General features: G+C 63.1%; 21 protein-coding genes. 14 read left to right on the top strand and 7 right to left on the bottom strand.

All coding sequences use genetic code 11. The annotated features are described in order from the left end of the window. Positions 1-14: 14 nt before the first annotated feature. Positions 15-923, bottom strand: coding sequence for a S1 family peptidase (locus tag SH412_RS10530; protein WP_336523472.1), 909 nt, complete (start codon positions 921-923; stop codon positions 15-17). Positions 924-990: 67 nt separating this feature from the next. Further along, positions 991-1,671, bottom strand: coding sequence for an endonuclease III (gene nth, locus SH412_RS10535; RefSeq protein WP_336523473.1), 681 nt, complete (start codon positions 1,669-1,671; stop codon positions 991-993). Between the two features lie 247 nt (positions 1,672-1,918). On the opposite strand from nth, the gene SH412_RS10540 reads away from it, so the two are divergent. After that, the gene (locus SH412_RS10540; protein WP_336523474.1) at positions 1,919-2,620 is read left to right on the top strand and encodes an LON peptidase substrate-binding domain-containing protein; all 702 of its coding nucleotides are present in this window, start codon (positions 1,919-1,921) and stop codon (positions 2,618-2,620) included. 102 nt (positions 2,621-2,722) lie between these two features. After that, entirely contained in the window at positions 2,723-3,259 is a 537-nt protein-coding gene (locus SH412_RS10545; RefSeq protein ID WP_336523475.1) for an adenine phosphoribosyltransferase, read from the top strand. Positions 3,260-3,448: 189 nt separating this feature from the next. Here the strand turns inward: SH412_RS10545 and SH412_RS10550 are convergent, their stop codons facing one another. Continuing rightward, positions 3,449-6,757, bottom strand: a complete 3,309-nt coding sequence (locus SH412_RS10550) for a PVC-type heme-binding CxxCH protein (RefSeq protein WP_336523476.1) — start codon at positions 6,755-6,757, stop codon at positions 3,449-3,451. Positions 6,758-7,108: 351 nt separating this feature from the next. Here SH412_RS10550 and SH412_RS10555 point away from each other — a divergent pair, with 351 nt between their 5' ends. The 12 genes from SH412_RS10555 (at position 7,109) to SH412_RS10610 (ending at position 19,659) form a co-directional block, all read left to right on the top strand. Then, positions 7,109-7,318, top strand: coding sequence for a carbon storage regulator (locus tag SH412_RS10555; RefSeq protein WP_336523477.1), 210 nt, complete (start codon positions 7,109-7,111; stop codon positions 7,316-7,318). An 85-nt stretch (positions 7,319-7,403) separates the two neighbouring features. Continuing rightward, a complete protein-coding gene (locus SH412_RS10560; RefSeq protein WP_336523478.1) occupies positions 7,404-7,817 on the top strand; it encodes a hypothetical protein in 414 nt (137 codons plus the stop codon). A gap of 382 nt (positions 7,818-8,199) precedes the next feature. Continuing rightward, on the top strand, positions 8,200-9,147 hold the full coding sequence (locus SH412_RS10565; protein WP_336523479.1) for a DUF1559 domain-containing protein: 948 nt from the start codon (positions 8,200-8,202) through the stop codon (positions 9,145-9,147). Positions 9,148-9,276: 129 nt separating this feature from the next. After that, the gene (locus SH412_RS10570; RefSeq protein WP_336523480.1) at positions 9,277-9,651 is read left to right on the top strand and encodes a hypothetical protein; all 375 of its coding nucleotides are present in this window, start codon (positions 9,277-9,279) and stop codon (positions 9,649-9,651) included. 66 nt (positions 9,652-9,717) lie between these two features. Further along, positions 9,718-11,091 carry a carboxymuconolactone decarboxylase family protein gene (locus SH412_RS10575; RefSeq protein WP_336523481.1) on the top strand — a complete coding sequence of 458 codons (1,374 nt, stop codon included), beginning with the start codon at positions 9,718-9,720 and terminating at the stop codon, positions 11,089-11,091. 74 nt (positions 11,092-11,165) lie between these two features. Then, positions 11,166-12,602, top strand: coding sequence for a carboxymuconolactone decarboxylase family protein (locus SH412_RS10580; RefSeq protein WP_336523482.1), 1,437 nt, complete (start codon positions 11,166-11,168; stop codon positions 12,600-12,602). A 108-nt stretch (positions 12,603-12,710) separates the two neighbouring features. Beyond that, positions 12,711-13,631, top strand: a complete 921-nt coding sequence (locus tag SH412_RS10585; protein WP_336523483.1) for a DUF1559 domain-containing protein — start codon at positions 12,711-12,713, stop codon at positions 13,629-13,631. A gap of 90 nt (positions 13,632-13,721) precedes the next feature. Continuing rightward, entirely contained in the window at positions 13,722-14,138 is a 417-nt protein-coding gene (locus tag SH412_RS10590; protein ID WP_336523484.1) for a hypothetical protein, read from the top strand. 64 nt (positions 14,139-14,202) lie between these two features. Continuing rightward, positions 14,203-15,549: a TlpA family protein disulfide reductase gene (locus SH412_RS10595; protein WP_336523485.1), complete on the top strand. Its 1,347-nt coding sequence runs from the start codon at positions 14,203-14,205 to the stop codon at positions 15,547-15,549. Between the two features lie 106 nt (positions 15,550-15,655). Continuing rightward, positions 15,656-16,600 (top strand): DUF1559 domain-containing protein, encoded by a 945-nt coding sequence (locus SH412_RS10600; RefSeq protein ID WP_336523486.1) that lies wholly within the window; start codon positions 15,656-15,658, stop codon positions 16,598-16,600. Positions 16,601-16,667: 67 nt separating this feature from the next. Then, the gene (locus SH412_RS10605; protein ID WP_336523487.1) at positions 16,668-17,081 is read left to right on the top strand and encodes a hypothetical protein; all 414 of its coding nucleotides are present in this window, start codon (positions 16,668-16,670) and stop codon (positions 17,079-17,081) included. A 52-nt stretch (positions 17,082-17,133) separates the two neighbouring features. Continuing rightward, a complete protein-coding gene (locus SH412_RS10610) occupies positions 17,134-19,659 on the top strand; it encodes a deiodinase family protein (protein WP_336523488.1) in 2,526 nt (841 codons plus the stop codon). Between the two features lie 95 nt (positions 19,660-19,754). On the opposite strand, the gene SH412_RS10615 is transcribed toward SH412_RS10610, so the two are convergent. The 4 genes from SH412_RS10615 to SH412_RS10630 all read right to left on the bottom strand — a co-directional run bounded on the left by SH412_RS10615 (position 19,755) and on the right by SH412_RS10630 (position 23,426). Continuing rightward, positions 19,755-20,750, bottom strand: coding sequence for a magnesium transporter (locus tag SH412_RS10615; RefSeq protein WP_336523489.1), 996 nt, complete (start codon positions 20,748-20,750; stop codon positions 19,755-19,757). Between the two features lie 415 nt (positions 20,751-21,165). Continuing rightward, entirely contained in the window at positions 21,166-21,594 is a 429-nt protein-coding gene (locus SH412_RS10620; protein ID WP_336523490.1) for an ATP-binding protein, read from the bottom strand. A gap of 75 nt (positions 21,595-21,669) precedes the next feature. Beyond that, positions 21,670-22,029: an STAS domain-containing protein gene (locus tag SH412_RS10625; protein WP_336523491.1), complete on the bottom strand. Its 360-nt coding sequence runs from the start codon at positions 22,027-22,029 to the stop codon at positions 21,670-21,672. A 446-nt stretch (positions 22,030-22,475) separates the two neighbouring features. Next, positions 22,476-23,426, bottom strand: coding sequence for a GNAT family N-acetyltransferase (locus SH412_RS10630; protein ID WP_336523492.1), 951 nt, complete (start codon positions 23,424-23,426; stop codon positions 22,476-22,478). Positions 23,427-23,707: the final 281 nt, after the last annotated feature.

Here is a 23,707-nt window from a genome sequence, read left to right on the forward strand (position 1 = left end):
AGCCACTTCTTCCATCACTTCTTTTGTTCAATGAGCCGCATCAGCCGGGACGTCGGCACCGCCGCTTTGACGACCATCTGCAGCGGGGAATCGTCGCGTGCGATTTCTTCGTCGCCTGGATAGACGACGGCGGTGGTCATCGTCGCGATCCCCACAACGTTCCCCTGGCGATTGAGCACTGGACCGCCGCTGGAGCCATACGCAAACTCGGCGGTGATGGACATCCAGTAGGTCAGCTCCCGGCGTTCTCGCAAGGTGTAGTAGCGCGTAATCGACCCCTGGGTGTACGTGTAAAAGGCGTCGGCCGGATGGCTGAGCACGCCGACCCAGGCCCCGACGGGCTCGTGCAATTCGACGGCCAGCGGCGTCAGCCCCGCGGCGTCGATCCTGATGATCGCCAGGTCTTCGACAATGTCGCAGGCCAGCAGGTCGGTGACCGGATGCACTCGGCCGTCGTGCGTGCAGACGCCAAAGAACTCCTCGCCGATGTCCAGAAACATATGGCAATTGGTGACCAGGACGCCGTCGGCGGACAGCACCCAGGCGGTTCCCATGCTGACATCTTCCCAGCGCGGCCGGTCGTCGTTGACGTACTCGACCGAACCGATCGCCAGCGTGCTCTGCAGTGCCCGTCGGTAGATTTCCTCAGGGGACAAGGTCTTGTCGGCGGCGGGGGGGAGCGTCAGGCTGCATTTTCCGGGTTTGATTTTCGCTTTTAATTCCGTCGGGGCCAGACATTTGCCCGCCTTGGCCAGCTTGCCGAGGCGATTGGCAAAATTGCGGACGAACTCCCGGTCATCCTGGTAGGGCGGTTCGGTTCTCGGAACGGGATCCTCGGCCCGCAGCGCCGGAGCTGCGACGATCAGCAGCATCCACGGAACGAGGAACCAGGGAGACGGTCGGTTCTGACGAACTGGCGACATCAATCTGACTCCCGGGAAGAGGCGGCATTCGGGCAAGCTGTCGGACACGCCGACAGCGATGATTGGATCAGGCTTCGTTCAAAGGAGGAAGCCCTCTCCGCGGGCAGACCTCCAGCAGCGGACATTCCCCGCAGCGCGGCCGACGGGCGATGCAGATTCTGCGGCCGTGGTGGATCAGCCGGTGGGCGAAGTTGACCCACTCCGAGCTGGGCAGCAGTTCCATCAGATCTCGCTCGATGTGCTCAGGATTGGCGCTGGCGGTCAGTCCGAGGAGATTCGTGATGCGTTTCACGTGCGTATCGACGACCACCCCCGTTGCAATTCCAAACGCGGTCCCTAGCAGCACATTGGCCGTCTTGCGTCCCACGCCGGGCAGCCGAGTCAACTCTTCGATAGTACGGGGCAGTTCGCCGCCGAAGTCGTCGACCAGCCCCCGGGCCATTCCGATCAGGTTGGTGGCTTTCGCCCGGAAGAACCCGGTACTCCGGATGATCTCCTCCAGCTCGGTCTGGTCCGCAGCGGCCAGCGCGGGAGCGTCTGGAAACCGCCGGAACAGTTCCGGAGTCACCATGTTGACTCGTTCGTCCGTGCACTGCGCCGAGAGGATCGTCGCTGCCAGCAACTGAAATGGATTGGTATGGTGCAGGGCGCATTCGGCGACGGGATAGGTCGCCGCGAGGCGGCGAGCGATTTCCAGCGCCCGCGCCTTGCGGGCGATTTTCGATTCGCGCATGCGGGGCGCGGCCATCCGGAGTCCTTCTGATACGGGATTCACAATCGATAATGGGCAGCCGCCTGGTGACGACTCCGGCTTGCGGACGATCCGTTCTTGCGTCAACTTGTCGCAGAAGTTGCGACTGACCGGCGACAACTGGCGACAGCGTACTAGAATTCTGGAGGCTGGCGTCAGTCTGACAAGGGTGACGCGGCAATTCGCCGACGTGGCGGAACGCGCTGGCGAACAGGAACGATCTTTACCGTCAGGATGGCAATGCATGACTGATGCTGGCTTTCTCGATCCTGCACTATTGGACTTTTCCGGGCTGGCGCCGCTCTTTCCGTTGCCGAACGTGGTCCTGTTTCCCTATGCCGTGCTGCCGCTCCACATTTTCGAACCCCGGTATCGCCAGATGACCGCCGATGCACTCGCGGGCGAAGGCTACCTCGCCATGGCGCTGCGGAGGTCCGCAGGACCGGAAGAGCCCAGTGACGGCCAGCCAGCCATCCACGATGTCGTCGGACTGGGAAAAATCATTGCGCACGAGCGGTTGCCGGACGGCCGTTATTACCTCTTTCTGCGCGGACTGGCGCGGGCGCGCGTTCTGCGGGAAGTGGAGAGCGACCGGCTCTATCGAGTCGGGAAACTGAAACTCTGTCCGGAGACCACTCCCGAACTGCCGGTTGACGAATGTGAGCGACGGTGTCAGACACTGATGCAGTTCGGCAGGAAACTCCTCCCTAAATCCGATCTCGACGACGTCTTTCGCCACGCACTCGCGATGCCGGTCCCGCTGGCCGCCGTTTGCGACATTCTCGCGGCGGCTCTGCCGCTCCCGGCTCCCGTTCTGCAGACCTTGCAGGACGAGCTCCGTGCGGATCTGCGCAGCGCCCATCTGCTGCAACTCCTGCGGCATCTGCAGGGGGATTCGCGTCCCGATCCGCAACTCACGTTTCCACCGACATTCAGCCCGAACTGATCACGGGTCGCCAGTCAGGCCCGAGCGTTTGCTCTTTATCGTTTCGGCGGTCAGAATCGGTTCCGTCTCGGGATCCAGAATTCAGCAGGTCAGTGACTCTCCATGGCGCAATCGCTCGATTTGAAGCAGTACATCCGCAACGTACCCGACTTTCCGAAGCCGGGGATTATGTTCCGCGACATCACGCCCCTCCTCGCCTCGCCGGTCGCGTTTCGGCATGCCCTTGATCTCATCGCCGAGCGCTATGCGGACGCCAAGCCGACGGCGATTCTGGGGGCCGAGTCGCGCGGCTTCATCTTCGCCGCTCCGCTCGCCGTCCGGCTCGGTGCGTCGTTCATTCCGATTCGCAAGCCCGGCAAACTCCCCTGGCAGACTCGGCGGCTCGACTACGACCTCGAGTACGGCAGCGACGGGCTCGAAATGCACATCGACGCCTTCCAGCCCGGCAGCCGCGTGCTGCTCGTCGACGACCTGCTGGCGACCGGCGGCACCATCGACGCCTGCACGAAGCTCGCCGAGGGCTCCGGAGCCGAAATCGTCGGCCTGGCCTTCCTGATCGAGCTGACCTTCCTCAAAGGCCGGGACCGCCTCGGCAACCACGACATCTTCAGCCTGATCCAGTACCACGGCGAAGACTAGGTGCGTGACCGCACGGGACGGTCGCGGATCGGCATGGGTTAGTCCATGCGCCTCAATAGCCGCGGGATCCCGTCAACATGAAAATCGCAAGTCGGAAGGGGGGAGGGCACTCTTGTTTGCGATTTGTCGGGCGACGGCCGCACCTGCATTTTCCTCACTTGCCACTCACCACTAATCACTCGCCACTTCCTACCGCCCCTTTCCGTGGGCGGTGTCGCTCTGCCCCTTGAGCGTGGAGAGATACTCCACCAGATCCCGCAGATCGGCCTTGGAGATCTTCTTGATCAAGTCTTCCGGCATGCCGGACTTGCCGGTGGCCCGCTCGTCGATGTCTTTCTTGTTGACTTTGATGGTCTCGCCCATCGAGTTCATGAGCTGCACGGTATCGGCGTCTTCCTGCTTGACGATCCCCGTGTGGACTTTGCCGTCGTCCATGGCAAAGACCACGGTTTCGAAGCCCTTGGCGATCTGGCGACTCGGGTCGACGATCGCTTCGACCAGGTACTCGCGGCTCTTGTCGAGTCCGATCTTCGACAGATCGGGACCGACTTCGCCCCCATTGCCGGCGATTTTGTGGCAGCGACGGCAGGAAACCTCGCTGCGGGACAGAAAAATTTCCCGACCCCGTTCGACGTCGCCACCTTCCAGGGCTTCACGATACTCCCGGAGCGGGTCGGCGGCCTTGCGACGCTTTGAAAATGCTTCGGACCGCGTCTGCAGGTCGGGCGTCTGGCGGGCCTCGGCGGCGAGGAGCAGGTCGAGCTGGACTCCGGCCGGCGACTTCCCGGCGAGCATCCGGTCGAACCAGTCGGCGAGGACTTTGTCCGCTTCCGGGCGTTTCAGGCTGGCGAGGACGGAGATCGACGACTGCTGCTCCGCCAGCGGCGCCTCGTGCATCGTCTTCGCAAGCTCTGGGATCGCCCGCTCCGGATCGAGTCCCGTCAGCACCCGTCGGGCCTCGCTCCGGACGACGGATGCCTGGTCCGTCAGGCCTTCGTCGACGACCGTCAGGAGGTCGCCGCTCTTGAGGGATTCGAGCGCCTTCAGAGATGCCACGCGGCCGGAGGCCGGGCTGGCGACATCCCGGAAGATCCCGATCAGAAACGGCTCGACGTCCTTGATTCCGTATCGCCCCGCCAGTTTCGCGCCAAGTTCTCGCAGCGATTCCGGTCCGGCGAAAATGGCGCCCAGAACGGGGCGGATGGCCTGCGCCACGTCGACGGAGCGTTCGGGCAGGGGGCGATAGTCCCCGAGCACCCGGCCGAGCGGATCGGGCTTGTTCCAGTCCAGCAGTTCCTGCACGGCTTCAATTCTCACCGGCTCCGGAGCCGAGGCGTCAGCCGCGACGCCGGCGACCGCCTGAGCGTTCTCCAGCGCGCCGAGCTGATAGTTCGCACTGATCACTCGGCGGAGCAGGGGGTCGCTGAGTCCCGGCTGCCCTGCGAGCTTCGCCAGGGCCGGCAATCCGGCGGCGACAGGGACGTCGTGAATGGCTCGCGCGGCTTCCAGCACGATCAACGGATCGGTGTCGTTCAGGAACGCGGTCAGGCCAGGGTGTTGCAGCCGTCGGAGCGCGATGACGGCGCCCATCCGGACGGGCGCCGTGACGTGGCCGGCCAGTTCCGCCAGTGCTTCGGCATCTTCGGCCTTCGCCAGGCCGAAGGATGCGGCATGGCGGAGGACCGGGTCGGCGTCGTTGTTCTCAGCCAGGACAGTGATCAGTGACCTGAAGACATCGCGCGACTGGAAGCCGCGGGCCGCGATGGCAGCCAGTGAGCGGATGCGCTGGCTTTCGTCCTTCAGCAGCAGATCGATCGTCCGGTCGGCCCCGGTCCACGGGGCGTCGGTCAGGATTCGGGCAAGCTGCGCACGAATCTCAACCTGGGGATCGGAGGCCAGCGCCAGCAGCGGTTCCACGCGGGCCGGCTCAGCACGAACGATTTGTCCCACGCCCCAGATGGCATGAACGCGGGCATGCAAGGAGGAATTCTCAATTGCGTTCGCGGTCAGCTCCGCCAGCGCCCGGCGGTCCGCGAGTTCGAACTGCGCCCGCTGGCGGATGCGGTAGTCCGGATGGGACAGAAGGCCGATCAGCTCGGCGACCGGGCGATCCGCGAAACCCTCCCGCATGAGCCGGCCGACCTGCTGGACGACGTCGGAATTCCCGTGCTGCTCGTCGCGGAAGCGGTACATCCGCCCTTTGCCTTCTCCTTCCCAGCCATCGACCCAGTCGGACAGGTAAAGGCCGCCGTCATAGCCGAAGTCGACGTCCGTGGCGAGGACGGACCAGATGAACTCGTGGGCGTCGTCCATCTCGAAAGAAGCCCCCTTCGTCTCCAGCGAGAATGAGCGAACGCCGCTGTTGGCGGGCGAGCCGCGGAAATCGGCCAGGAAAAAGTGGCCGCGGTAACGGTCGGCGAGACCGACGCCGGGGTAGTGCGCCAGGCCCGATGGGCCGTCGGCGAAATTGGCGATTGGCGGCACAATGTAGGCCGCCTGCCCGGCGTGGGCGGGATGCCAGAGCTTTTCACGATTCCAGGGGCCGCGGTCGTTGAGGTACTGGTAGTACATCCGCCAGCCCGTTTCACCACCCTGCACGACGTAGACCCAGCGGGCGCGGTCGCCGCCGTCGGAGTTGTTGTCGCCGGTAAAGAGGTTGCCGAACTCGTCGAAGGCCAGTTCCTGCGGATTTCGCAGGCCGGTTGCAAAGACTTCGAGGTTCGAGCCGTCCCGTTCGCAGCGGAAGACGGCTCCTTGATCGGGGAGCGCGAACAGTCCCTGCGGCGTTTCGACGTGAAAGCCTCGGTCGCCGATGCTGAAATAAATCCGACCGTCCGGACCGAGGACCAGACCGTGCATATCGTGCCCCCGGAAGGCGACCCGGACGCCGAAGCCGTCGTAGAGAGGTTTCCGCACGTCGGCTGCCCCGTCGCCGTCCGAGTCCTGGAGCAGCCAGAGTTTGGGGATGCAGGTGTAGTAGACGTTGCCGTTCCAGGCGAGGACGCCGGCTCCGGTTCCGTCCGCGATCTGGTTGAAGCCCTCGGCAAAAACCGTCGACTTCTCGAACTGACCGTCTCCGTCGACGTCGGTCAGCAGACGGATGCGGTCGTGTTCTTTCGCGTACTCGGCGACGCGGTCTCCCTGGTGTTTCCGGAAGAAGGCGACGCGGTCATCAACCGTCTGGGCGGCGAGATCGTCCAGCAGCCATTTCATGTGGCTCCGGTTGTCTTCGACCCCCTTGGACTGGCGGAAGGTCTCGCAGACGAAGATCCGTCCCTGCTCGTCGATGCCGAAGGCGACGGGATTGGCGAGCTGAGGCTCGGCCGCGATGAGCCGGCCCGTCATCCCCTCGACGAGGCGGAATCGCTGCAGGGCGACTTCACCGTCGTTGGAGGCCTCGGCGATTTTCGGTGCATACGGCTCGTCGGCGTGAAGACACGAATTCAGCAGTCCAAGGGCCAGAACCGCCGCAGCAAAACGGAGTGGGAGACCGGGCATGAGGTATCTCGATGGTGTCGATGGCGGACTGACGATGGTTGGTCGAGTGTCGTCGCGACCGGAAATCCGCAGCAGAAATGGCACTGTACGGAAGCCAGCAGCCGCGCCGCAACTCACGTTCGTCACGCTCCAACGGGTTCCCTTGGGCAGAATGCTTGCCACTTATTGAACGTAGTGTCGCAAAATGCTCCATGTTGCGTTCGGAGACCGAGGGGCGTTGCAATTCGTAAATCATTTGAAAACCAGACGGTTGCGAGTTTCTCGCGAGAATCTGGCGATACGGCGCGCCAAGTGCTGTTGGTAATGTGCCGGAGTCTTTGATCACTCGGCGATCACAAGGAGGAAGTAACGATGTTGATCCTGACCCGCCGGCCCAATGAACGGATCGAAATCGGCGACAAGCAGATCACGGTGACCGTGCTGGAAGTGCACGGAGGCCGCGTGCGGCTGGGGATTGAAGCCCCGAGCAGCGTGGGAATTCGTCGCCAGGAAGTCACCCGGGCTCCAAGGAGCGAGTTCGAGTTCGCCGAGCCGTTGGCGAGCGCTGGACAACAATTCTGAAAAAATTGTGTTGATTCCTCGGTCCGCGTCGCGTAGCTTTGGCCGATAGTGTCCTGTACACACCATGTCTTCGGACAGATCGTCCATGCGATTCGTACTTCCTTGCTCCCGGCTGTCGGGCTCTCCACGGGCGCTGCTGCGCCTGTGCGGGCTGGCGGTGCTGGTGCTGGGAGCGGTCAGTACCGGCGCTGGAGATCTGCTCGCGTCCTGCGGCGACTACCTCCACCATGCTGCCGACGATGCTGGTCCGTGGCGGCTGGGTCAGGGTTCGCACGAACGGCTTCCGTGTCAGGGACCGGGTTGTTCGAAGTCCAAGGCTCCGCTGCAGATTCCGCCCGCCCCCGTGTTTCAGTTTTCGTCGACGGAGCGAGGCTGGCTCCCCGTCAGCACCAATCCGGAGCTGATCTCCGAGACCTCACCGCAGGGCCCTGTGGCCGATGCCGGAATTGGTCTCCTGCTGCTGCGTGACCGGCTCGAGCGGCCTCCGCAGTCTCTCTAGCCTCCCCGCGGGAGAGGTGCGCCCGGGCTTCGAGGATTGCGATCTGCTCTGGAACGCAATCCTCGACCGGATCCGCGTGCGTTTCGCAATGTCTGCAGGCCCTCAAGGGTCGGCGGCTCATAGCGAAGTCCCCTCTCCGCGGCGATTGCTCAGACCATCTCTGGCGGCTGCATTACGCCGCGCTCTGCCGGTTGCTGAAGGACCGGAGGATTCGCACCGGTTCGCCGGGTGTGCGCTGCCATGCGGCATGAGGTTTCGATTCCGAGAACTGCGCATTGCGTCCAGGCGACGCTGCGCGGTGCTGTTCCCTGAGTTCTCTGTGATTTCGCGCATTCCATACGTTTCTTCATTCCTGGTTTTTCCTTGCTTCGAGGTGCTCATCATGACTCGTTCCCGCCGCTCCGGTTTTACTCTGATCGAACTGCTGGTGGTGATTGCGATCATCGCCATCCTGATTGCGTTGCTGCTGCCCGCAGTCCAGCAGGCCCGCGAAGCGGCCCGTCGGACGCAGTGCCGGAATAACCTGAAGCAATTGGGCCTGGCGATTCACAACTATCACGACAACTACGGCTGCATTCCGATCGCCGACGTCAACGGGTCGTCGACGCCGATCTCCGCCCACGCCCGCCTGCTCCCCGGAATGGATCAGGCTCCTCTGTTCAACCTGGTGAACTTCAATGTTCCCTACAATCACGTCAACAACGACCCCGTGCGCGTGATTCAGGTGCCGGCATTCCTCTGTCCCTCCAACACGGACGGACTCCCGTCCACGCTGGGAGGACGGAACAACTATTACTGGAACGCCGGCAATGGCATCGTCATGTACGACTCGGGGCTGACCGGCCAGCCGGCCGCCAATGGCGTCATCTACCACACGCGCAAGATCGCCTTCCGCGATGTCACCGATGGTTTGAGCAACACCGCGGCGATGGCCGAGAAGATGACCGGCGACGGCTCGAATGGCGTTTCGAGCCCGCGGACGGATACCTTCCAGCCGGGAACCTATCCGACCACCCCGGACGAAGCCTTGCAGCAGTGCAATGCGATGGACCCGGCCGATTTGTCGAAGCAGGGCTACTCGAACGTGGGAGCCCCGTGGCTGCAGCAGTACCACTCCACGAACCAGTACAACCACGTCCTGCCGCCGAACGGCAGGTCGTGCATGTATCCTCCGGGCCGGATCTCGACGACCGCCAACAGTCAACATACCGGCGGCGTCCACATGTTGCTCTGCGATGGCTCCGTGCGATTTATTTCCGAGAATCTGGACCTCAAAATCTGGCGGTCTCTCGGCAGCGTCGCCGGTTCCGAGGTTCTCGGCGAATTCTAACGGCATTCGTCGGGCCAACCGCGTACCCCGGCGGCCGTTCGCCGCCGGTGGTTTCTACTCAGCGATGCGTGCGCGCCGGGCGCCAGCCCCGCACACTGAGAGTGGCCGTTTTCAGTCAGGAATCGTTCGATGCTGTCGTTTCGGAGACTGTTGGTCTACGCAATCGCGCTCCCTCTGATGCTCGGCGGATGCAGCAGGACCGCGCGTGACTTGAAGCTGGATGCCGACCTGGCTCGCGCCTCGCTCAACGAGGCCCTGAAGGCCTGGGCGGACGGAAAGCATCCGGAGGAGCTCGCGCCGGAGATCATCGTCGGCGACGCCTCCTGGAATGCCGGCCAGACGCTGGTTTCGTTCGAGATCAAGTCCGCCGACGAACGGTCGGACGGGACCAACCTCTACATTCCAGTGGCCTGCCAGCTCCGGGACTCGAAGGGCAAAGTCTCAAAAACAGAAACCATTTACATCGTCGGCACATCACCCGTCATCACCATCTTCCCGCAATAGCACGTCGCCTGCCCGTCGGATTCGCAGGCGCGATTCCCCCTCAACTCACTGCAGAGAGCGCTAAGCATGATTTTCCAGCGAACTCGGACGATCCTTCAGTGGCTGATTGTCAGCGGCGTCTGTGTCACGATCGCCGTCGCGGAAGAACCCGCTCCGTCGAAGCCCGCGCTGACTCGCCCTGAAATGAAACAGCGGATTCAGGCGCTCAAGAATCGCACGGCGCGGCTGCCCCTGCCTGCGCCGACCCCCGAAGAGATCGCGTCGGGACGATCGCTCGTCAACAACGGGCGACTGCGGTCAATCTACCTGCCGCCGTCGTGGCAGAGCTTTGTCGTGCCGGGATGGGGCGGCAGCACGAATCGCCCGCGTCCAGCCAATACGACCGCGCTGCTCAACGCCCTGCAGGCAAGTCCGGATTACGGATTCAAAACGCGACTCTTCTGGATCGTCTCGCGCGGAAACGATTGCCAGTACTGCCTCGGGCACCAGGAGCTCAAGCTGCGCCGGGTCGGGATGACGGACGACCAGATTGCCGCGCTCGACTCGAAGTGGGAGGTGTTTCCCAACGCCGAGCGGGCCGCATTGGCGTTCACGCACAAGCTCACGATGACGCCGCAGGATGTGGGCGAAGCCGACATTGCCGGGCTGAAGCTCCACTTCAGCGACAAGCAGATCATTGACATCGCCTACACCGTGGCGCGCTACAACGCGGTGAATCGCTGGACGGCTTCGACCGGAATTCCGCAGGACCAGTCGTTCGGCGGCGAAGAGCATTCGCAGCTCGACACGCCGACCTCCGCAGAATTTGCAGAAGTTCCCTCGAAAGTCGCTCCCGACGACGTGCAGCCGCGGCCGGAATGGGAGCCGATGGACCAGGCGCTGGCGGCGCTGACTGCGGCGCAGTCTCGGACGCCTCTGGTCGAGTTGCCGTCGATCGACGCCGCTCGCAAGGTCCTCGCGGCCGACACTCCCGGCGTGACACCCCCTGTCTGGTTGCAGGCGATTGCCGACATGCCGGTCGCGCTGGATGCCTGGCGACAACGGCAGGCCATGGTGCGAGATGGCAAAACCGACTCCCTCCTGAGAGCGATGATCGCCTGGGTTTCCGCACGGGAAAACCGCGCCTGGTACGCGGCAGGGCACGCGCAGGCTCGCTTTCTGGCGCTCGGCGGCGACCAAGCCGCATTGGCGAGTTTCGCGGCGCTCGAAAAGTCCGCCAGTCAGCCCGGTCACGCGGAAGCGCTGCGGTTTGCCCGGAAACTGACCTCGGCGCCGCACACGATCGTCGATGCGGATGTCGCCCGTCTGAAAGAGCATTTCTCGGATTACGAGATCGCGGAAATCATCCAGTTAACTTGCGATGCGAACGCCTTCGATCGCTACACCGAAGCTCTGCGCCTGCCGCTGGAAGGCGGAACGGCGGAGGTGGCGGGTCGCTGAAGCGATCCCTGGCCGTCGGAGTGAGTTCTGAGTCCCAGATGCAGACGCAACGTATGGACGCGGAGGGTTCTACTGTGAGAAGTGCTTTTGCTCCTTTAACGATCATCGGGATCTGCCTGCTGGTCAGCAGTCTCTCGCGGGCCGAATCGCCCGCAGATCGGCCGCGTCCGATTCCGCTGACGCGACCGGAACTGAAGCAGCTCATCGAGGATGTGAAGATTCGCGTCCCGCGGATTCCGCTCCCGGAACCGACCGACGCCGACCGGCAGGAGCTGGGAGATCAGGCCGTCAGCTATGAATCCGCGCTGCGATACTACTATCTGAAGGACATAGCATCGGGCGGCGGCGCACGTCGCCCGGGTGGGGCGGGCGGACCGGGGACTCCCGGACGCGCGCCGCGCGGCGGATTCGGCGGCGGGCGGGAGCAGGAGCCGGCGATGTCGCTGGACTACGCCTTCAAGACGCAGCTTTTCTGGATCGCCTCGCGCGTCAACAACTGCCAGTACTGCCTCGGGCACCAGGAGTCCAAACTGCTGAACGCCGGACTCAGCGAGGACGAGATCGCCGCGCTCGACGGCGACTGGTCGGGCCATCCGCCGGCCCAGCAGGCGGCCTTTGCCTATGCCCGCAAGCTGTCGCTTGCACCGCAGGAAATCTCTGACGCGGACTTTGAATCCCTGCGAAAACACTACACCGACCTGCAGATCCTGGAGATGACGCTGTCGGTCGCGGGAAATAACACGATCAATCGCTGGAAGGAAGGGGTCGGCGTCCCGCAACGGAAGGACGAAGGGGGCTACTCGCGCCAGAACGAGAACGCATCGCTGCCCAGTGGGACCTACCTGACGCCCACCGGCGAGAAATATCGGACGGTCGTTTCGAAAACCGCCGCGGTGACCCTGGATCCGCAGACCGGTGCGCCAACCCGGCTGACGGTGAGCCGCCGACCGCCGCTGGAATCGCGGGCCGAAGTCGAGCAGATCCTGGCCGCCTGCAAGGACCGTCAGGAACGGCTGCCGCTGGTGGATGATGCGGCGGCTCGCGCCGCGCTCCCCGCGGACTGGCCCGCCGGGCCGCTGCCGCGGTGGGTGCGGCTGCTGGCGAATTTTCCGCGGGAAGGCGTGCAGCGGGCGAATTCGATTCGCATGGCGGAAACAGGGGGCGATCTGTCGCCTGTGCTCAAAGCGCAAGTGGCCTGGATCATCGCGCGCCAGGATCGCGCGTGGTACGCCGCTGACCGGGCGAAGCAGCGTCTGAACGAGCTGGGCCAGTCGGATGATCTGGTCTTTGCGCTCGATGGAGACTGGAGCGAGTTCACGCCGCGCGATCGGGCGTTGTTCACCGTCGCCCGGAATCTGGGAACGTCGCCGGTGGTGCTGACGGATCGCGAAGTGGCCGAGGCAGTGAAGCTGGCCGGACCGCGGGATGTCGTGCAGACGGTCCATCTCACGACGATCAGCGCGTTGTTTGACCGTGTCACGGAAGCGGCCCGATTGTCCAGCCGCGAGTAGATGGGCGGGGTGCGGCAGAGATTGCTCGCGCACGAGGTCGCACCAGGCTCTTCCAGAATCTTCGAATTCATTTGTCTCAGCTCTGTTACGGACTATGAAGTGCTCACCATGACGCGATTGCGCCGCTCCGGCTTCACTCTGATCGAACTGCTGGTCGTGATCGCGATCATCGCCATCCTGATCGCCCTCCTGCTGCCGGCAGTCCAGCAGGCCCGCGAGGCCGCCCGCCGGACGCAGTGCAAAAACAATCTCAAGCAGATTGGACTCGCGCTGCACAACTATCACAGCTCGTGGCGATGTTTTCCCTTTGCCATGGGCGGAACGGGGAACAAATACTCGGCGTTGAGCCAGTTGCTCCCGCAGCTCGATCAGGCGCCTCTCTTTGCCCAGATCAACTTCTCCAAGCCGTACACGGACCCCGTCAACAACGTCGCGCGTCTGCTGGAATTGCCGCAGTTCCGCTGTCCATCTGACCTGCCGAACTCGCAGCCCACCGCCGGCGGAGCTGTCAACTACTGCCCCAACAAAGGGAGCGGCCTGACGTGGAATGATCCTGCGGCCAATGGCGTGATCTATGTTCTCAGCTCGATCGACATCGGCGAGATCACGGACGGTTCCAGCCAGACTGCGGCCTTCAGCGAACGAATGGTCACAGACGGTTCGAACGGCATCAGCACGCCGAACTCGGACACGTATCTGAGCAGCGCCACGCCGACGACGCAGGCCGAAGCCGTGGAGATGTGTGCCGCCGTCGACACAAACAATCTGGCGAATCAGTTCCCGCAGTTCATGGGAGCCCCCTGGATCGACGGAAAGCATGCCTACCAGCACATCAGCAGCCCCAATTCGCGATCCTGCGGCTTCCAGCCGGCAGGATTGGCGACGATGGTCGCGAATAGCCGGCATACGGGAGGAGTTCACGTGCTGATGAGCGACGGGGCCGTCCGGTTCGCGAGCGAAAACATCGATTCGGTCATCTGGCGGGGAATCGGAACACGCAACGGCGGAGAAGTCCTCGGGGACTTTTAGTTTCGCCATCATTGGCATGGTCTCCGATCTACAGGACAGCCGGCCCGATGAGTCGTTCGTGTATGGGCCCGGCCTGAGAAAGTGCTTACGATGATTGCTTCTGCCTGGGATTCGACCGGCGCAGCTTCACTTCGCGGTGCGTCGGTGCTGCTCTTCAGTTTGTTCTCCGTCGTGTTGTCAGGGTGCGGAGAGCAGCGCGCCAGACCCGTGAACGTCGAGCTGGCGAAAGCCACGCTGGTGGACGTGTTGAACCACTGGAAAGCCGGCGGAACCATCGAGGAGTTGCGGACTTCCACGCCGGAAATCGTCGTGCAGGAATTGCAGTGGACGAACGGTAGAACGCTGCAGGACTTCTCGCTCGTTGGCGACGGTCGGGCCGAAGACGCCAACTGGTTCTGCGAAGTCGAGCTCACGCTTTCGTCCGGCGCGAGCGATCCGGTCAAGAAGAAGGTTACGTACGTCGTCGGAACGGACCCTGTTCTAACCGTGTTCCACGCCATTCTTTGATTGCAGTTCGCCCAGGAACCGCTTCCCATCGTCTTCACTCAAACGATTCGGAAAAGAATCCAATATGAATTTCAAACGATGGATGGCCTTCTCGCTGATTCTGGGCTTGTCGGCTCAGAACCTCCATGCTCAAAAAATGCAGGAGCGCGAGGAAGAATTTCTCAAAACCAGACCGCTGGTCGGCGATCCCCTGCCCGATGTCACCGTGCATTCGCCGGACGGAAGGCCGTTCGAGACTGCGGGCCTTCGCAGTCACTACACGGTGCTGACCTTCGGCTGCCTGACATGCCCGCCTTCAATGTGGAATATCGCCGGCCTCGAAGCCGTCCATCAGGATTACGGTCCCAAAGGGGTTAAGTTCTATTTCATTTACAAGTCGCTCGCGCATCCCGAACTGGCGGGAGATTACGTGCAGCCCTTCACGCTCGACGAACGCCTGGCCCACGCTCGGCAGGCCGAGAAACAGTTGGGAACCAGGATCCCCTGGATCGTCGATGCCATGGATAACCGGCTCAAGCGAGCGCTGGGTGACCGCCCGAATTCACAATTTCTCGTGAATCCCGAAGGAATCGTCGTTCGCAAACGGGCCTGGAGCCATCCGGGGCAGGTCCGCAAGGATCTCGAAGAGCTGGTCGGCCCGGTCGAACATGTCACCACAGTCGAAGAGTTGCGGCTCGAACGGGGGCTGCCGCTGAAAGCCCCGGCGGCGCGCGGCGTCGTCCCCCGCCTCGCCCGACCGCAGATGATGCCCGTTGCCATGGAACCGAAGATCGAGTCCGACGGAATGCCCTTCTTCGCGAAGCTCCGGGCGGAAGCCGACGCGGACTTGCTGAAGTCCGGCCGGGGACAACTCTATCTCGGATTCCACCTCGATCCGTTTCAAAAAGCCAAGTGGAACAATCTGACGAAGCCGCTTTCGTTCAAGATCGAAGCGGCCGACGGCCTGAAACTCGATCCCGCGGCAGCGACTGCAGCGGAAGTCGCCGCGACGAGCGATTGCGACCCGCGCGAGTTCCTGCTGAACGTCGCCGCCTGGCCGAAAGGCCAGCCGCTGCGGCTGTCGGTTACCTATTTCGCCTGCGTCGGCGAGGAAAGCTGCCATGCGGTGCGACAGGAATACGTGCTGCATCGCGAACGGGACATCGACGGGGGCGGAGCGCGCGGCGAAGGAGCCGGCTACTGGGATGCGGAAGAATTTACAGCGCGAATGCTCGCCGGAGACCGGAACAAGGATGGGAAACTTGCGAAGAACGAAACGGTGGGAATCCTCTTGCCGCACTTTGAGAAGCTCGACGTCAATGACAATGGATTCCTGGAAGCCGAAGAACTCGATGTGGTCGCCGACTGGCTGAATCACCATCACCAGCCGGGGACTCCGACTGCGGATGCGGCAAAATCGACTGGTCGTTGAAAATCATCGACGTGCGCATCCCGCCGCCGGCGGAAATGTTCTCCTCGTTCATCTTTGGCTGGTATCACAACTCATCGGTCATCAGTCAATTCCCGAGGTATTCATCATGACGCGATTGCGCCGCTCCGGCTTCACTCTGATCGAACTGCTGGTGGTGATCGCGATCATCGCCATCCTGATCGCCCTCCTGCTGCCGGCAGTCCAGCAGGCCCGCGAGGCCGCCCGCCGGACGCAGTGCAAAAACAATCTCAAGCAGATTGGACTCGCGCTGCACAGCTATCACGACAGCTTCCGCTGCTTTCCCTATGCGCAGGAGTCGAGCGCCAAAGGCTTCTCGGCGGTCAGCCAGATCCTGCCCTACCTCGATCAGGCCCCGCTCTACAACCTCATCAACTTCAGCGTCCCGCAGAACGATCCTGCCAATACTCCCGCCCGCATGACCGAACTGACCGTCTTCCGCTGTCCCAGCGACGGACCGAACACGCTTTCCGCTCAGGGGGGAGGAATCAACTATATGGCGAACAAAGGGACCGGCGTGATCTGGCAGGATCCAACCGGCCCCAATACCGGTTTTCCGCCGCAAACCGGCGTCCTGTTCTATCAGAGCAAGGTTCGCATCGGCGACATTACGGATGGCACCTCCAATACCGCGGCCTTCAGCGAGCGATTGCTGACGGACGGCAACAACGGACTGGTCAGTCCGCGGTCGGACGTGTTCTTCAGCCCGGCGGCGCCGACCACGCCCGACGAAGCCGTCAGCATGTGCGCCGCGGTCGATATCACCAACCTGGCCAATCAGTTTCCGCTCTTCATGGGCGCTCCGTGGATCCACGGCCAGCATACGTACCTCCATATCGATACGCCCAACACGCGGTCGTGCGGCTTTTTCACCGTCTTGCGGGCCAATATGCCGCCGAGCAGCCAGCACATCGGCGGCGTGCACCTGCTGCTTTGCGACGGTTCGGTCCGCTTCGTCAGCGAAAACATCGATCGTCCGCTCTGGAGGGCCGTTGGCTCGCGCGCCGGTGGCGAAACTGTTGGCGAATTCTAAGAAACGACTTGCACACGGGCGCTGGCGCGAGTCGTGCGCCTGCGCCTGAAATCGGAAGGGAGCATCCATGAATACAGCTTTTGCCAGTCTCAATCCTTGGCGAGCAGTTTCCTGGTTGGTGTTGACGAGCGTGGCGCTCGCTCTGTCGGGGTGCGGAGACGGCCGCAGCTCTCCTCCCGTCAAAGTCGACGTCGCCCGCGAGACATTGCGGGCGACTCTTGAGAAATGGCAGGCCGGCGCGACCCCGGATTCGCTGCAGCAGGAGACGCCAAAGATCGTTGTCCAGGATTTCGACTGGTCCGGAGGCGCCCGCCTGATCGCTTTTGAGGTGCTCAACGGGGACGAGCCGGTGGACGCCAATCTGATTGCAAAGGTCAAGCTCACATTGCAGACAGGCGAGGCCGCCCCCGCAGAGAAGACCGTGACGTATGTCGTCGGGACCAGCCCCGTTCTGACAGTTTTCCGCGACATGTTCCGCTGATGATCGGACCGCAGACATCGCCGGCTCGTGCAGCCGGCTCAAGGAAACGACTATGCATCGTCTCTCCCTGACCCTTGTGAAGGCCCTGCTGATGGCAATCACCTTCTCCTGCTCAACCGCCCCGGCGGATGAACCTGCCACTCCGGAACCGAGCTTTCCCCTCAGCCCCGAGCTGCAGAACTTCTCCGTCGAGGAGATCGAAACAGCCTATGCCGGCCGGACTCCCCCCGAGGGGATCCGCATGTACCTCGCCATCCAGAAGGGATCGCGAATGGGAGCCGGCGAAGGCTGGTTCGGCCCGGCTCAGGCCCGCTACACCTGGGACTGGCTGGCCCAGCGGGCTGGCGCCGACCCTGCGGAGCCCCTTCCTCGCGAGAAATTCTCCGGTCCGGACGCCTGGTTCGCGCGGTTGGACCGCAATCGCGACGGCGCCATCACGCAAGAAGATCTCGACTGGTCCGACCGCAATTCCTGGGTGCAGCACGCCTACGTCACGAATCGACTGTTTCGCAAAATGGACCCGGACGGCGATGGTCGCCTCTCCCGCGACGAGTGGCTCAAGTTCTTCGACGCGGCTGCGGACGGCCGGGAAGTCCTGACGGCCGGCGAACTGCGCGACCACTGGCTGGCGGGAATGTCCTCGAATTTCCTCCCCGGCGACGGCCCGACTCCGGAAATTCTGCTGAAGGGACTCTTCTCGGGCGAAGTCGGCTCCATGCACGAAGGCCCCTCGATCGGCGACCAGGCCCCGGACTTCACGCTGCAGACGCACGACGAACAGCAGACGATTCAGCTTTCAAAGCTCTTCGGCAGCAAACCGGTCGTGCTGGTCTTCGGCAACTTCACGTGCGGCCCGTTCCGTTCGATGTATCCCGAAGTCGACGAAATCGCCCGACGCTATCAGAACGAGGCCACGTTCATTGGTGTTTACGTGCGCGAGGCGCACCCCACCGACGGCTGGCGGATGAGCTCCAACGATAAGGTCGGCGTGGAAGTCGCTCAGCCGACGACCCTTGCCGAACGCGTTTCCGTGGCGGGTCAGTATTGCAAGCGGCTGAAACCCTCGATCCCCGTGGTCGTCGACACGGTCGACGACGCTGCCGGCCACGCCTATAGCGGCATGCCGGCCCGGCTCTACGTCATCGATCGACATGGAAAGGTGACCTTCAAGAGCGGTCGCGGCCCCTTCGGTTTCAAGCCGGGGGAAATGGAACAGGCGCTGCTGATGACGCTCCTCGACCAGCAGCCAGCCGCCCCCGATCAGAGCTCGGCCCCTCGCTTCTACGATCGTCCGCGGTTCCCGCTCGTCGACAACGAGGAAGCCTGGAAGCTGCTCCCGTCGGCGACAACCGGCAGCGGCCAGCCATTGCCGCACTGGGCGAGGGCCCTCGCGCGACATCTGCCGCACACCGTGGCGGCGATCCTCGAACTCGACCAGCTCTATCGGACAACACCCCAATTCTCTCCGCGAGAACGCGGTCTTATCCGTCTGGCCGCCGCGACAGTCAATCGCAGCGGGTACGGGTTGACCTATGCCGGTATGGAGTTGCGCTATGCCGGCGTGTCAACCGCGGAAATCGAAAGTCTGACGCGCGGATGCCTGGATTCTCTGGTCGAAGCGGACCGTCGACTGTACGAATTCGCCGCCCAACTCTCCCGAGCCGGTCGCGATCTCACCGATTCCCAGGTCGAGCAGATCCGGAACGCGTACGGCGAAGATCGGCTTGTGGGGATTGTGCTGCTGACAGCCTACGCGAACTTCCAGGACCGGTTGGTCCATGCGCTGGCGCTTCCGCTCGAACCCGAGGGACCGCTGCGGCCGCTGAAGATCGCTTTTGCTCAGTCGACTTCCGGAGGATCATTGACTCCCGCGGCCGACCGGCCAGCTTTGCCGGAAAGCCCGGAGGGTTCTGCGGTCGCGGCGCCCGACTGGTCCGACTACTCGTTCGCCAAACTGCAGGAACGGCTCTCCGCGCAGCGGGATCGTCAGCCCCGCATTGCCATTCCGGAATGGTCGGAGGTGATTTCTCGCCTGCCGCAGGGGCTCTACAACCCCGACAAACCGCTCCGCATCCGCTGGAGCCGGCTCGTCATCGGTCGACAGCCGGAACTGGGCCCCGCCTGGATCAAGTGCCTGCGAGTGTTCGGCCGGGAAGCCCATCAGGACCGTGTCTTCGAGGAGAGCGTCTTCTGGGCGGTGACCCGCGAGCTGCGCTGTTTCTACTGCATGGGCCACTGCGAAATGCTGCTGGAGGTCGGCGGACTGAATGCCGAGCAGATCGCCGGCCGCACCCGCCAGATGGCGGAATCCCGCTGGGAGGCCTTTGCCCCAGCCGAGCGGACGGCTTTTGCGCTCGCCGCCCGGCTGACGGCAGATCCCGCGTCGGTGACCGACGAGGATCTGAAGCCGGTGCTCGCCACCCACGGCGAGGCGCGGACGCTCGATTTGATCTGGTGGATCGCTCGCTGTCAGTTCATGACGAAGGTCTCAGACGCATTTCAGCTCTCGCTCGAACGCGATAACGTCTTCGCCGATTTCGAGCCACCGCAAGAAAAGGCCGCCCAGCCATCTCGCTGAACGGGGCACGGGCCAAGTTGTTTCGGATTGCAGCCGCGCAGGCGCTCGCTGAGATTCAGAGTCCAACCACCAACCACCACTAACCACGCCCCGGCTCAACCCAGCAGCCACCGCCCGAGATTGAAATAGCACAGCAGCGTGACGACGTCAGCCAGTGCCAGCGCAATCGGCCCCGAGGCCAGTTGGGGATCGCGCCGGCAAAGCCGCATCAGGAACGGCAGACTGAGACCGACTCCCGCCGAGGCAAACACTCCGCCCGTAATCCCGAGAAACAGGCTCGCGGCCACGACCAGGCTCCCCTTCCAGAGCAGCGCCACCAGTCCGACGACGAGTCCGCACGCGCCTCCCAGCAGCAGGCCGACCGTGAGTTCGAGCTGGAGTTTGCGCAGGAACGATGTCCAGCGAGGCGGTTGGGAATGCAGTGCCTGAAGCGCCAGGCCCACCGACTGGATGCTCACGCTCTCGGCCAGGGCCGTTACGAGCGCAATAAACGGGGCGACTACGGCGAGCGTCGAAATGTCCTGATAGGCATCTGCGATGAGCGCGGAGAGCATGCCCCCCGCGACATTGCACAGCAGCCAGGGGAATCGACCCGCAAACGCCGGGCCTGCACGGACTTTGGCCGCTTCCGAGAGATGGATGCCGATCAACTGAAACAAGTCGTCGGCGTCCTGTCGGCGGTCGATCTCCTGAATTTCGTCGGTGTACAGTCCCACGTCGACGGCGCCGACCACGCGACGCTCCTCGTCCACAATCGGAAACGCCAGCAGCTTATGTTCGGCGAAGTACTCGCACGCCTGCAGCACCGTCGAATTCGCAGGAATGGCTGTCGTCTTCGATGCCATGATCTCCCGAATCGGCGTCCACGGCTGGCTCAGCAGCAGTTTCCGGGTGGCAACGACCCCCGCCAGGCGGCGTTCCTCGTCGATGACGTAAAAGTAGACGATCCGGCCGACATCGGAACTGGTTCGGACGACTGCGATCGCTTCGTCGACCGTCTGATTGACGTGCAGCAGCGGGGACGCCGTTCCCATGTGGAGGGTGACCGGGTCGCTGAGCCAGTCGGCACTCTTCCGGGGCGACGAACCCATTGGGGAGTCGGAAGGTCGGGCAATCTCGATGTCTGACGCCGACGGCGTCGGAATCTCTTGAGGTGCGGAATCCTCCGCGGAAATCTCCGTCGGGCTGGGAGTGCGCGTCGAATCGGCAGAGGTCGATGCCTCGTCGTGAGGCGCGCGGCCCGTAGGGAGATCATCGGGAATGATCGGATCGGAACGGTTCATGGGAGTCTGCAGTCCCGAGCGCGAGGCCGCGTGGCCGAGGATTGGGGCCGTGGAAGCGGAGAGGCTTTCGCCGAAGGTGTCAATTCATATCGACGAACGCGGCATTGGGGGGATCGGCTCAGGAAATCGAGAAGTTTTGCGCCGATCTGCGAGCAGGCGCTCAGCGCCGCACAATTCGCATGCAAGTCTGCGGCATCAGGCGGTCAGCGTTGAGTGACCGGGATCAGGACGCCGACGGCGCCGGGCCGCGGACCTTCTCGATCGTGATCATGTTGCCGCGATCGTTGTAGGCGATGTGGCTCATGTAGTGCCGCATCAGCATGATCCCCCGGCCTCCCGGGCGTTCGAGGAATTCTTCCTCGGTCGGATCGGGAATGTCGTCCGGATTGAAGCCCGGCCCCTCGTCTTCGATCTCGACCCGGACGGATTCGTCCGACAGATCGCAGCAGACTCGGACCTGCTTGGCGGGATCTAGCCCGTTGCCGTGCTTGATCGCGTTGACCAGGGCCTCTTCGAGCGCCAGCCGCATCCCGAAACAGTCGCGCGGCGGGAAGCCGTGCTCTTCCATGCGCGCGATAATCCGCTCCTGCACGGCCAGCCCTTCTGCCGTATCGCTCGGGATGCGGATTTCGAAGTGTTCCTGGCTGGCCATGACGTCCGCAATGGGGAGAACGGAGTGCCGTGAATCGGGCTCGCGCCGACCGCGCAGGCCCGGGAGCCGCGTTCGTCAGAAGCCTTCGAGGGCTTCGTCCTGGGTCTTGCGGATGTCGAAGATCTTGTTGAGACGCGTGATCTCGAAGACCTCGTAGATTTCCGGCCGGATGGCGCACAGCCGCAGCTTGCCCTTGGCCGCCTTCACCTTTTTGTCCATGGTGATCAGCTTGCCGAGCGCGGCGCTGGAGAGGTATTCGACGTTGGTGAAGTCGAGAACGATCTTCTTGCGACCGTCTTCGTCAACAAGACCGAACATCTCGTTGCCGATGATCTGGATGTTGGTTTCGTCGAGAATCTTCTTGTCGAGGAACTTGGCGACAGTGACGTCGGCGACTTCTTCGATGTCGAGGCGGCGGTGCTGTCCGGCAGACATGACTTCACCTTTTCAAGGTACGCCTTCTGAAGTGGCGTCCGGGGGTTCTGGAACGTCGCTCGGAAACCGGGCGTGCCGTCGTGAATGGTTGCGGAACGAAAGGAATCATCGACGGCCTGCGGGAGAGTTTGCCGGATGGGTACTTCTCCCGAGTCGTCGATCAGGGAATTCTGGATCGGTCTCCGCAGACTGTCAAGCGTGATCTCGCGCAGTCGCGTCGAAAGTCTTGGGGATTTCTGCGGTTCCGCCGTTTTCACCATCGGTCGGTTCGCCGCTGTGGAATGAGATCCGGATGCCGGAGTCCGGCGTCAGCGGCTGTGCCGGACAAATCGATTGCAGGGCTGTTGGCGACTGCGCGAGTTGAACGACCGCTCATCCGGGACCAGGAATCGGGCGGGCTGCGCCGTGTCGCGGTTTCTGCCTGTCGATCCCCGAAATCGCGCGGTTCAACATTTCTCGTAGACCACAGCGCTGTCGACGGGGGAGAATCCAGCGCACGCGAAAACGGCCAGCGCCGGCGTGTCGTCGGCGGGAACGTGCGCTTCGACGACGCTGATCATCTCCTGCCGGAAGTGACGGCAGACTTCGATCAGGCAAGCCTGACCGAAGCCTTTCTTGCGAGCATCGGGCCGGACTCGCAGGTCCACCAGTCCAGCCGCGCGAGTTCCCCAGCAGGGAATATAGAAGTCGAGTCCCACGACGGTGACCTGCGCCAGCGGTTCGCCTCCCGATTTGGGAATCAAAGCAAAATCGAGCGAATCCAGGCGTCCGCGTCGTGTCTGCCACCACCAGGTCCGTGGCTGGGTAAGTTCCGGGACGTCGAGCCGCGTGGCTCGACGGGCGTTGAGAAGCCGCAGACTGACCGGATCGTTCTTCGTCTCCAGATCTCGCTGCAGGATCAGGCGTCGAGTCTTCGGGACATAGTCCATCGACTCGAAAAAAGGAATCGCGAACGGCTCGGACTCCAGCAGCCCCGAGGACTCCGCTCCGCCGTAGATCCCGCAATAAAACGGATCCCGCCCCGGACTGGCCCCGGCCTGAATGCTGGTGGCGCCCCGGTCGCGAAGGTAGGCTTCGGCCCGGCGGACCAGCTCGCGTCCGATTCCCCGGCGGCGATGTGCCGGATGGACGATCACCATGCAGATCACGCCGTCGGTGAACTGGAGTGTCGATTCGTCGCGGGTCGGACCAAAGCCGGCATGAGCGAAGCCGACGACTTCGGTTCCGTCGACAGCGACGATCAGGCCGTCGCGATCGAAATACGTCTGCGCCACGACAACATCGTCGAAGACGTCGCAGCCGAATCCGCCGGCGGCGCCCCGTCCGAGCCCTGCCTGATGCCAGAGCCGGACCAGCCGCGGGAGATCGGTGTTCTGAAAACGGCGGAACTCGATCACGAATCGGGACTCCGGTCAATCAGGCAGGTCCGAGCGTGACCCCGACCGATGCAGTTTCATCCCTGACGCGGCGCCGGGAAGTACGCCCTGACGTCCTCCACGATCACCGGCAGAAGCTGCGGACGACGACGCAACCGCGACTCCTGATATTATTACCCGACAAGTCTCGCAGTCATCCGAGTTTCGGAAAGTTGTTTCAACCCCGATCGTCGGAATCCGCAGGAGCCGCTCTCTTCCAAACGATTTCGAGGCGACACTCAAGGCCAGCGTAGCGAGAGGCG

It is taken from the genome of Planctellipticum variicoloris (assembly GCF_030622045.1).
GTDB classification, from domain to species: domain Bacteria; phylum Planctomycetota; class Planctomycetia; order Planctomycetales; family Planctomycetaceae; genus Planctellipticum; species Planctellipticum variicoloris.

Excerpts from the sequence above, each read along its gene's own strand:
- SH412_RS10610 (WP_336523488.1), top strand. The coding sequence starts at position 17,134 with ATGCATCGTCTCTCCCTGACCCTTGTGAAGGCCCTGCTGATGGCAATC.
- SH412_RS10625 (WP_336523491.1), bottom strand. The coding sequence starts at position 22,029 with ATGTCTGCCGGACAGCACCGCCGCCTCGACATCGAAGAAGTCGCCGAC.
- SH412_RS10575 (WP_336523481.1), top strand. The coding sequence starts at position 9,718 with ATGATTTTCCAGCGAACTCGGACGATCCTTCAGTGGCTGATTGTCAGC.
- SH412_RS10620 (WP_336523490.1), bottom strand. The coding sequence starts at position 21,594 with ATGGCCAGCCAGGAACACTTCGAAATCCGCATCCCGAGCGATACGGCA.
- nth (WP_336523473.1), bottom strand. The coding sequence starts at position 1,671 with ATGGCCGCGCCCCGCATGCGCGAATCGAAAATCGCCCGCAAGGCGCGG.
- SH412_RS10570 (WP_336523480.1), top strand. The coding sequence starts at position 9,277 with ATGCTGTCGTTTCGGAGACTGTTGGTCTACGCAATCGCGCTCCCTCTG.
- SH412_RS10560 (WP_336523478.1), top strand. The coding sequence starts at position 7,404 with ATGCGATTCGTACTTCCTTGCTCCCGGCTGTCGGGCTCTCCACGGGCG.
- SH412_RS10600 (WP_336523486.1), top strand. The coding sequence starts at position 15,656 with ATGACGCGATTGCGCCGCTCCGGCTTCACTCTGATCGAACTGCTGGTG.
- SH412_RS10565 (WP_336523479.1), top strand. The coding sequence starts at position 8,200 with ATGACTCGTTCCCGCCGCTCCGGTTTTACTCTGATCGAACTGCTGGTG.
- SH412_RS10615 (WP_336523489.1), bottom strand. The coding sequence starts at position 20,750 with ATGGGTTCGTCGCCCCGGAAGAGTGCCGACTGGCTCAGCGACCCGGTC.
- SH412_RS10530 (WP_336523472.1), bottom strand. The coding sequence starts at position 923 with ATGTCGCCAGTTCGTCAGAACCGACCGTCTCCCTGGTTCCTCGTTCCG.
- SH412_RS10605 (WP_336523487.1), top strand. The coding sequence starts at position 16,668 with ATGAATACAGCTTTTGCCAGTCTCAATCCTTGGCGAGCAGTTTCCTGG.
- SH412_RS10590 (WP_336523484.1), top strand. The coding sequence starts at position 13,722 with ATGATTGCTTCTGCCTGGGATTCGACCGGCGCAGCTTCACTTCGCGGT.
- SH412_RS10555 (WP_336523477.1), top strand. The coding sequence starts at position 7,109 with ATGTTGATCCTGACCCGCCGGCCCAATGAACGGATCGAAATCGGCGAC.
- SH412_RS10540 (WP_336523474.1), top strand. The coding sequence starts at position 1,919 with ATGACTGATGCTGGCTTTCTCGATCCTGCACTATTGGACTTTTCCGGG.
- SH412_RS10585 (WP_336523483.1), top strand. The coding sequence starts at position 12,711 with ATGACGCGATTGCGCCGCTCCGGCTTCACTCTGATCGAACTGCTGGTC.
- SH412_RS10545 (WP_336523475.1), top strand. The coding sequence starts at position 2,723 with ATGGCGCAATCGCTCGATTTGAAGCAGTACATCCGCAACGTACCCGAC.
- SH412_RS10595 (WP_336523485.1), top strand. The coding sequence starts at position 14,203 with ATGAATTTCAAACGATGGATGGCCTTCTCGCTGATTCTGGGCTTGTCG.
- SH412_RS10550 (WP_336523476.1), bottom strand. The coding sequence starts at position 6,757 with ATGCCCGGTCTCCCACTCCGTTTTGCTGCGGCGGTTCTGGCCCTTGGA.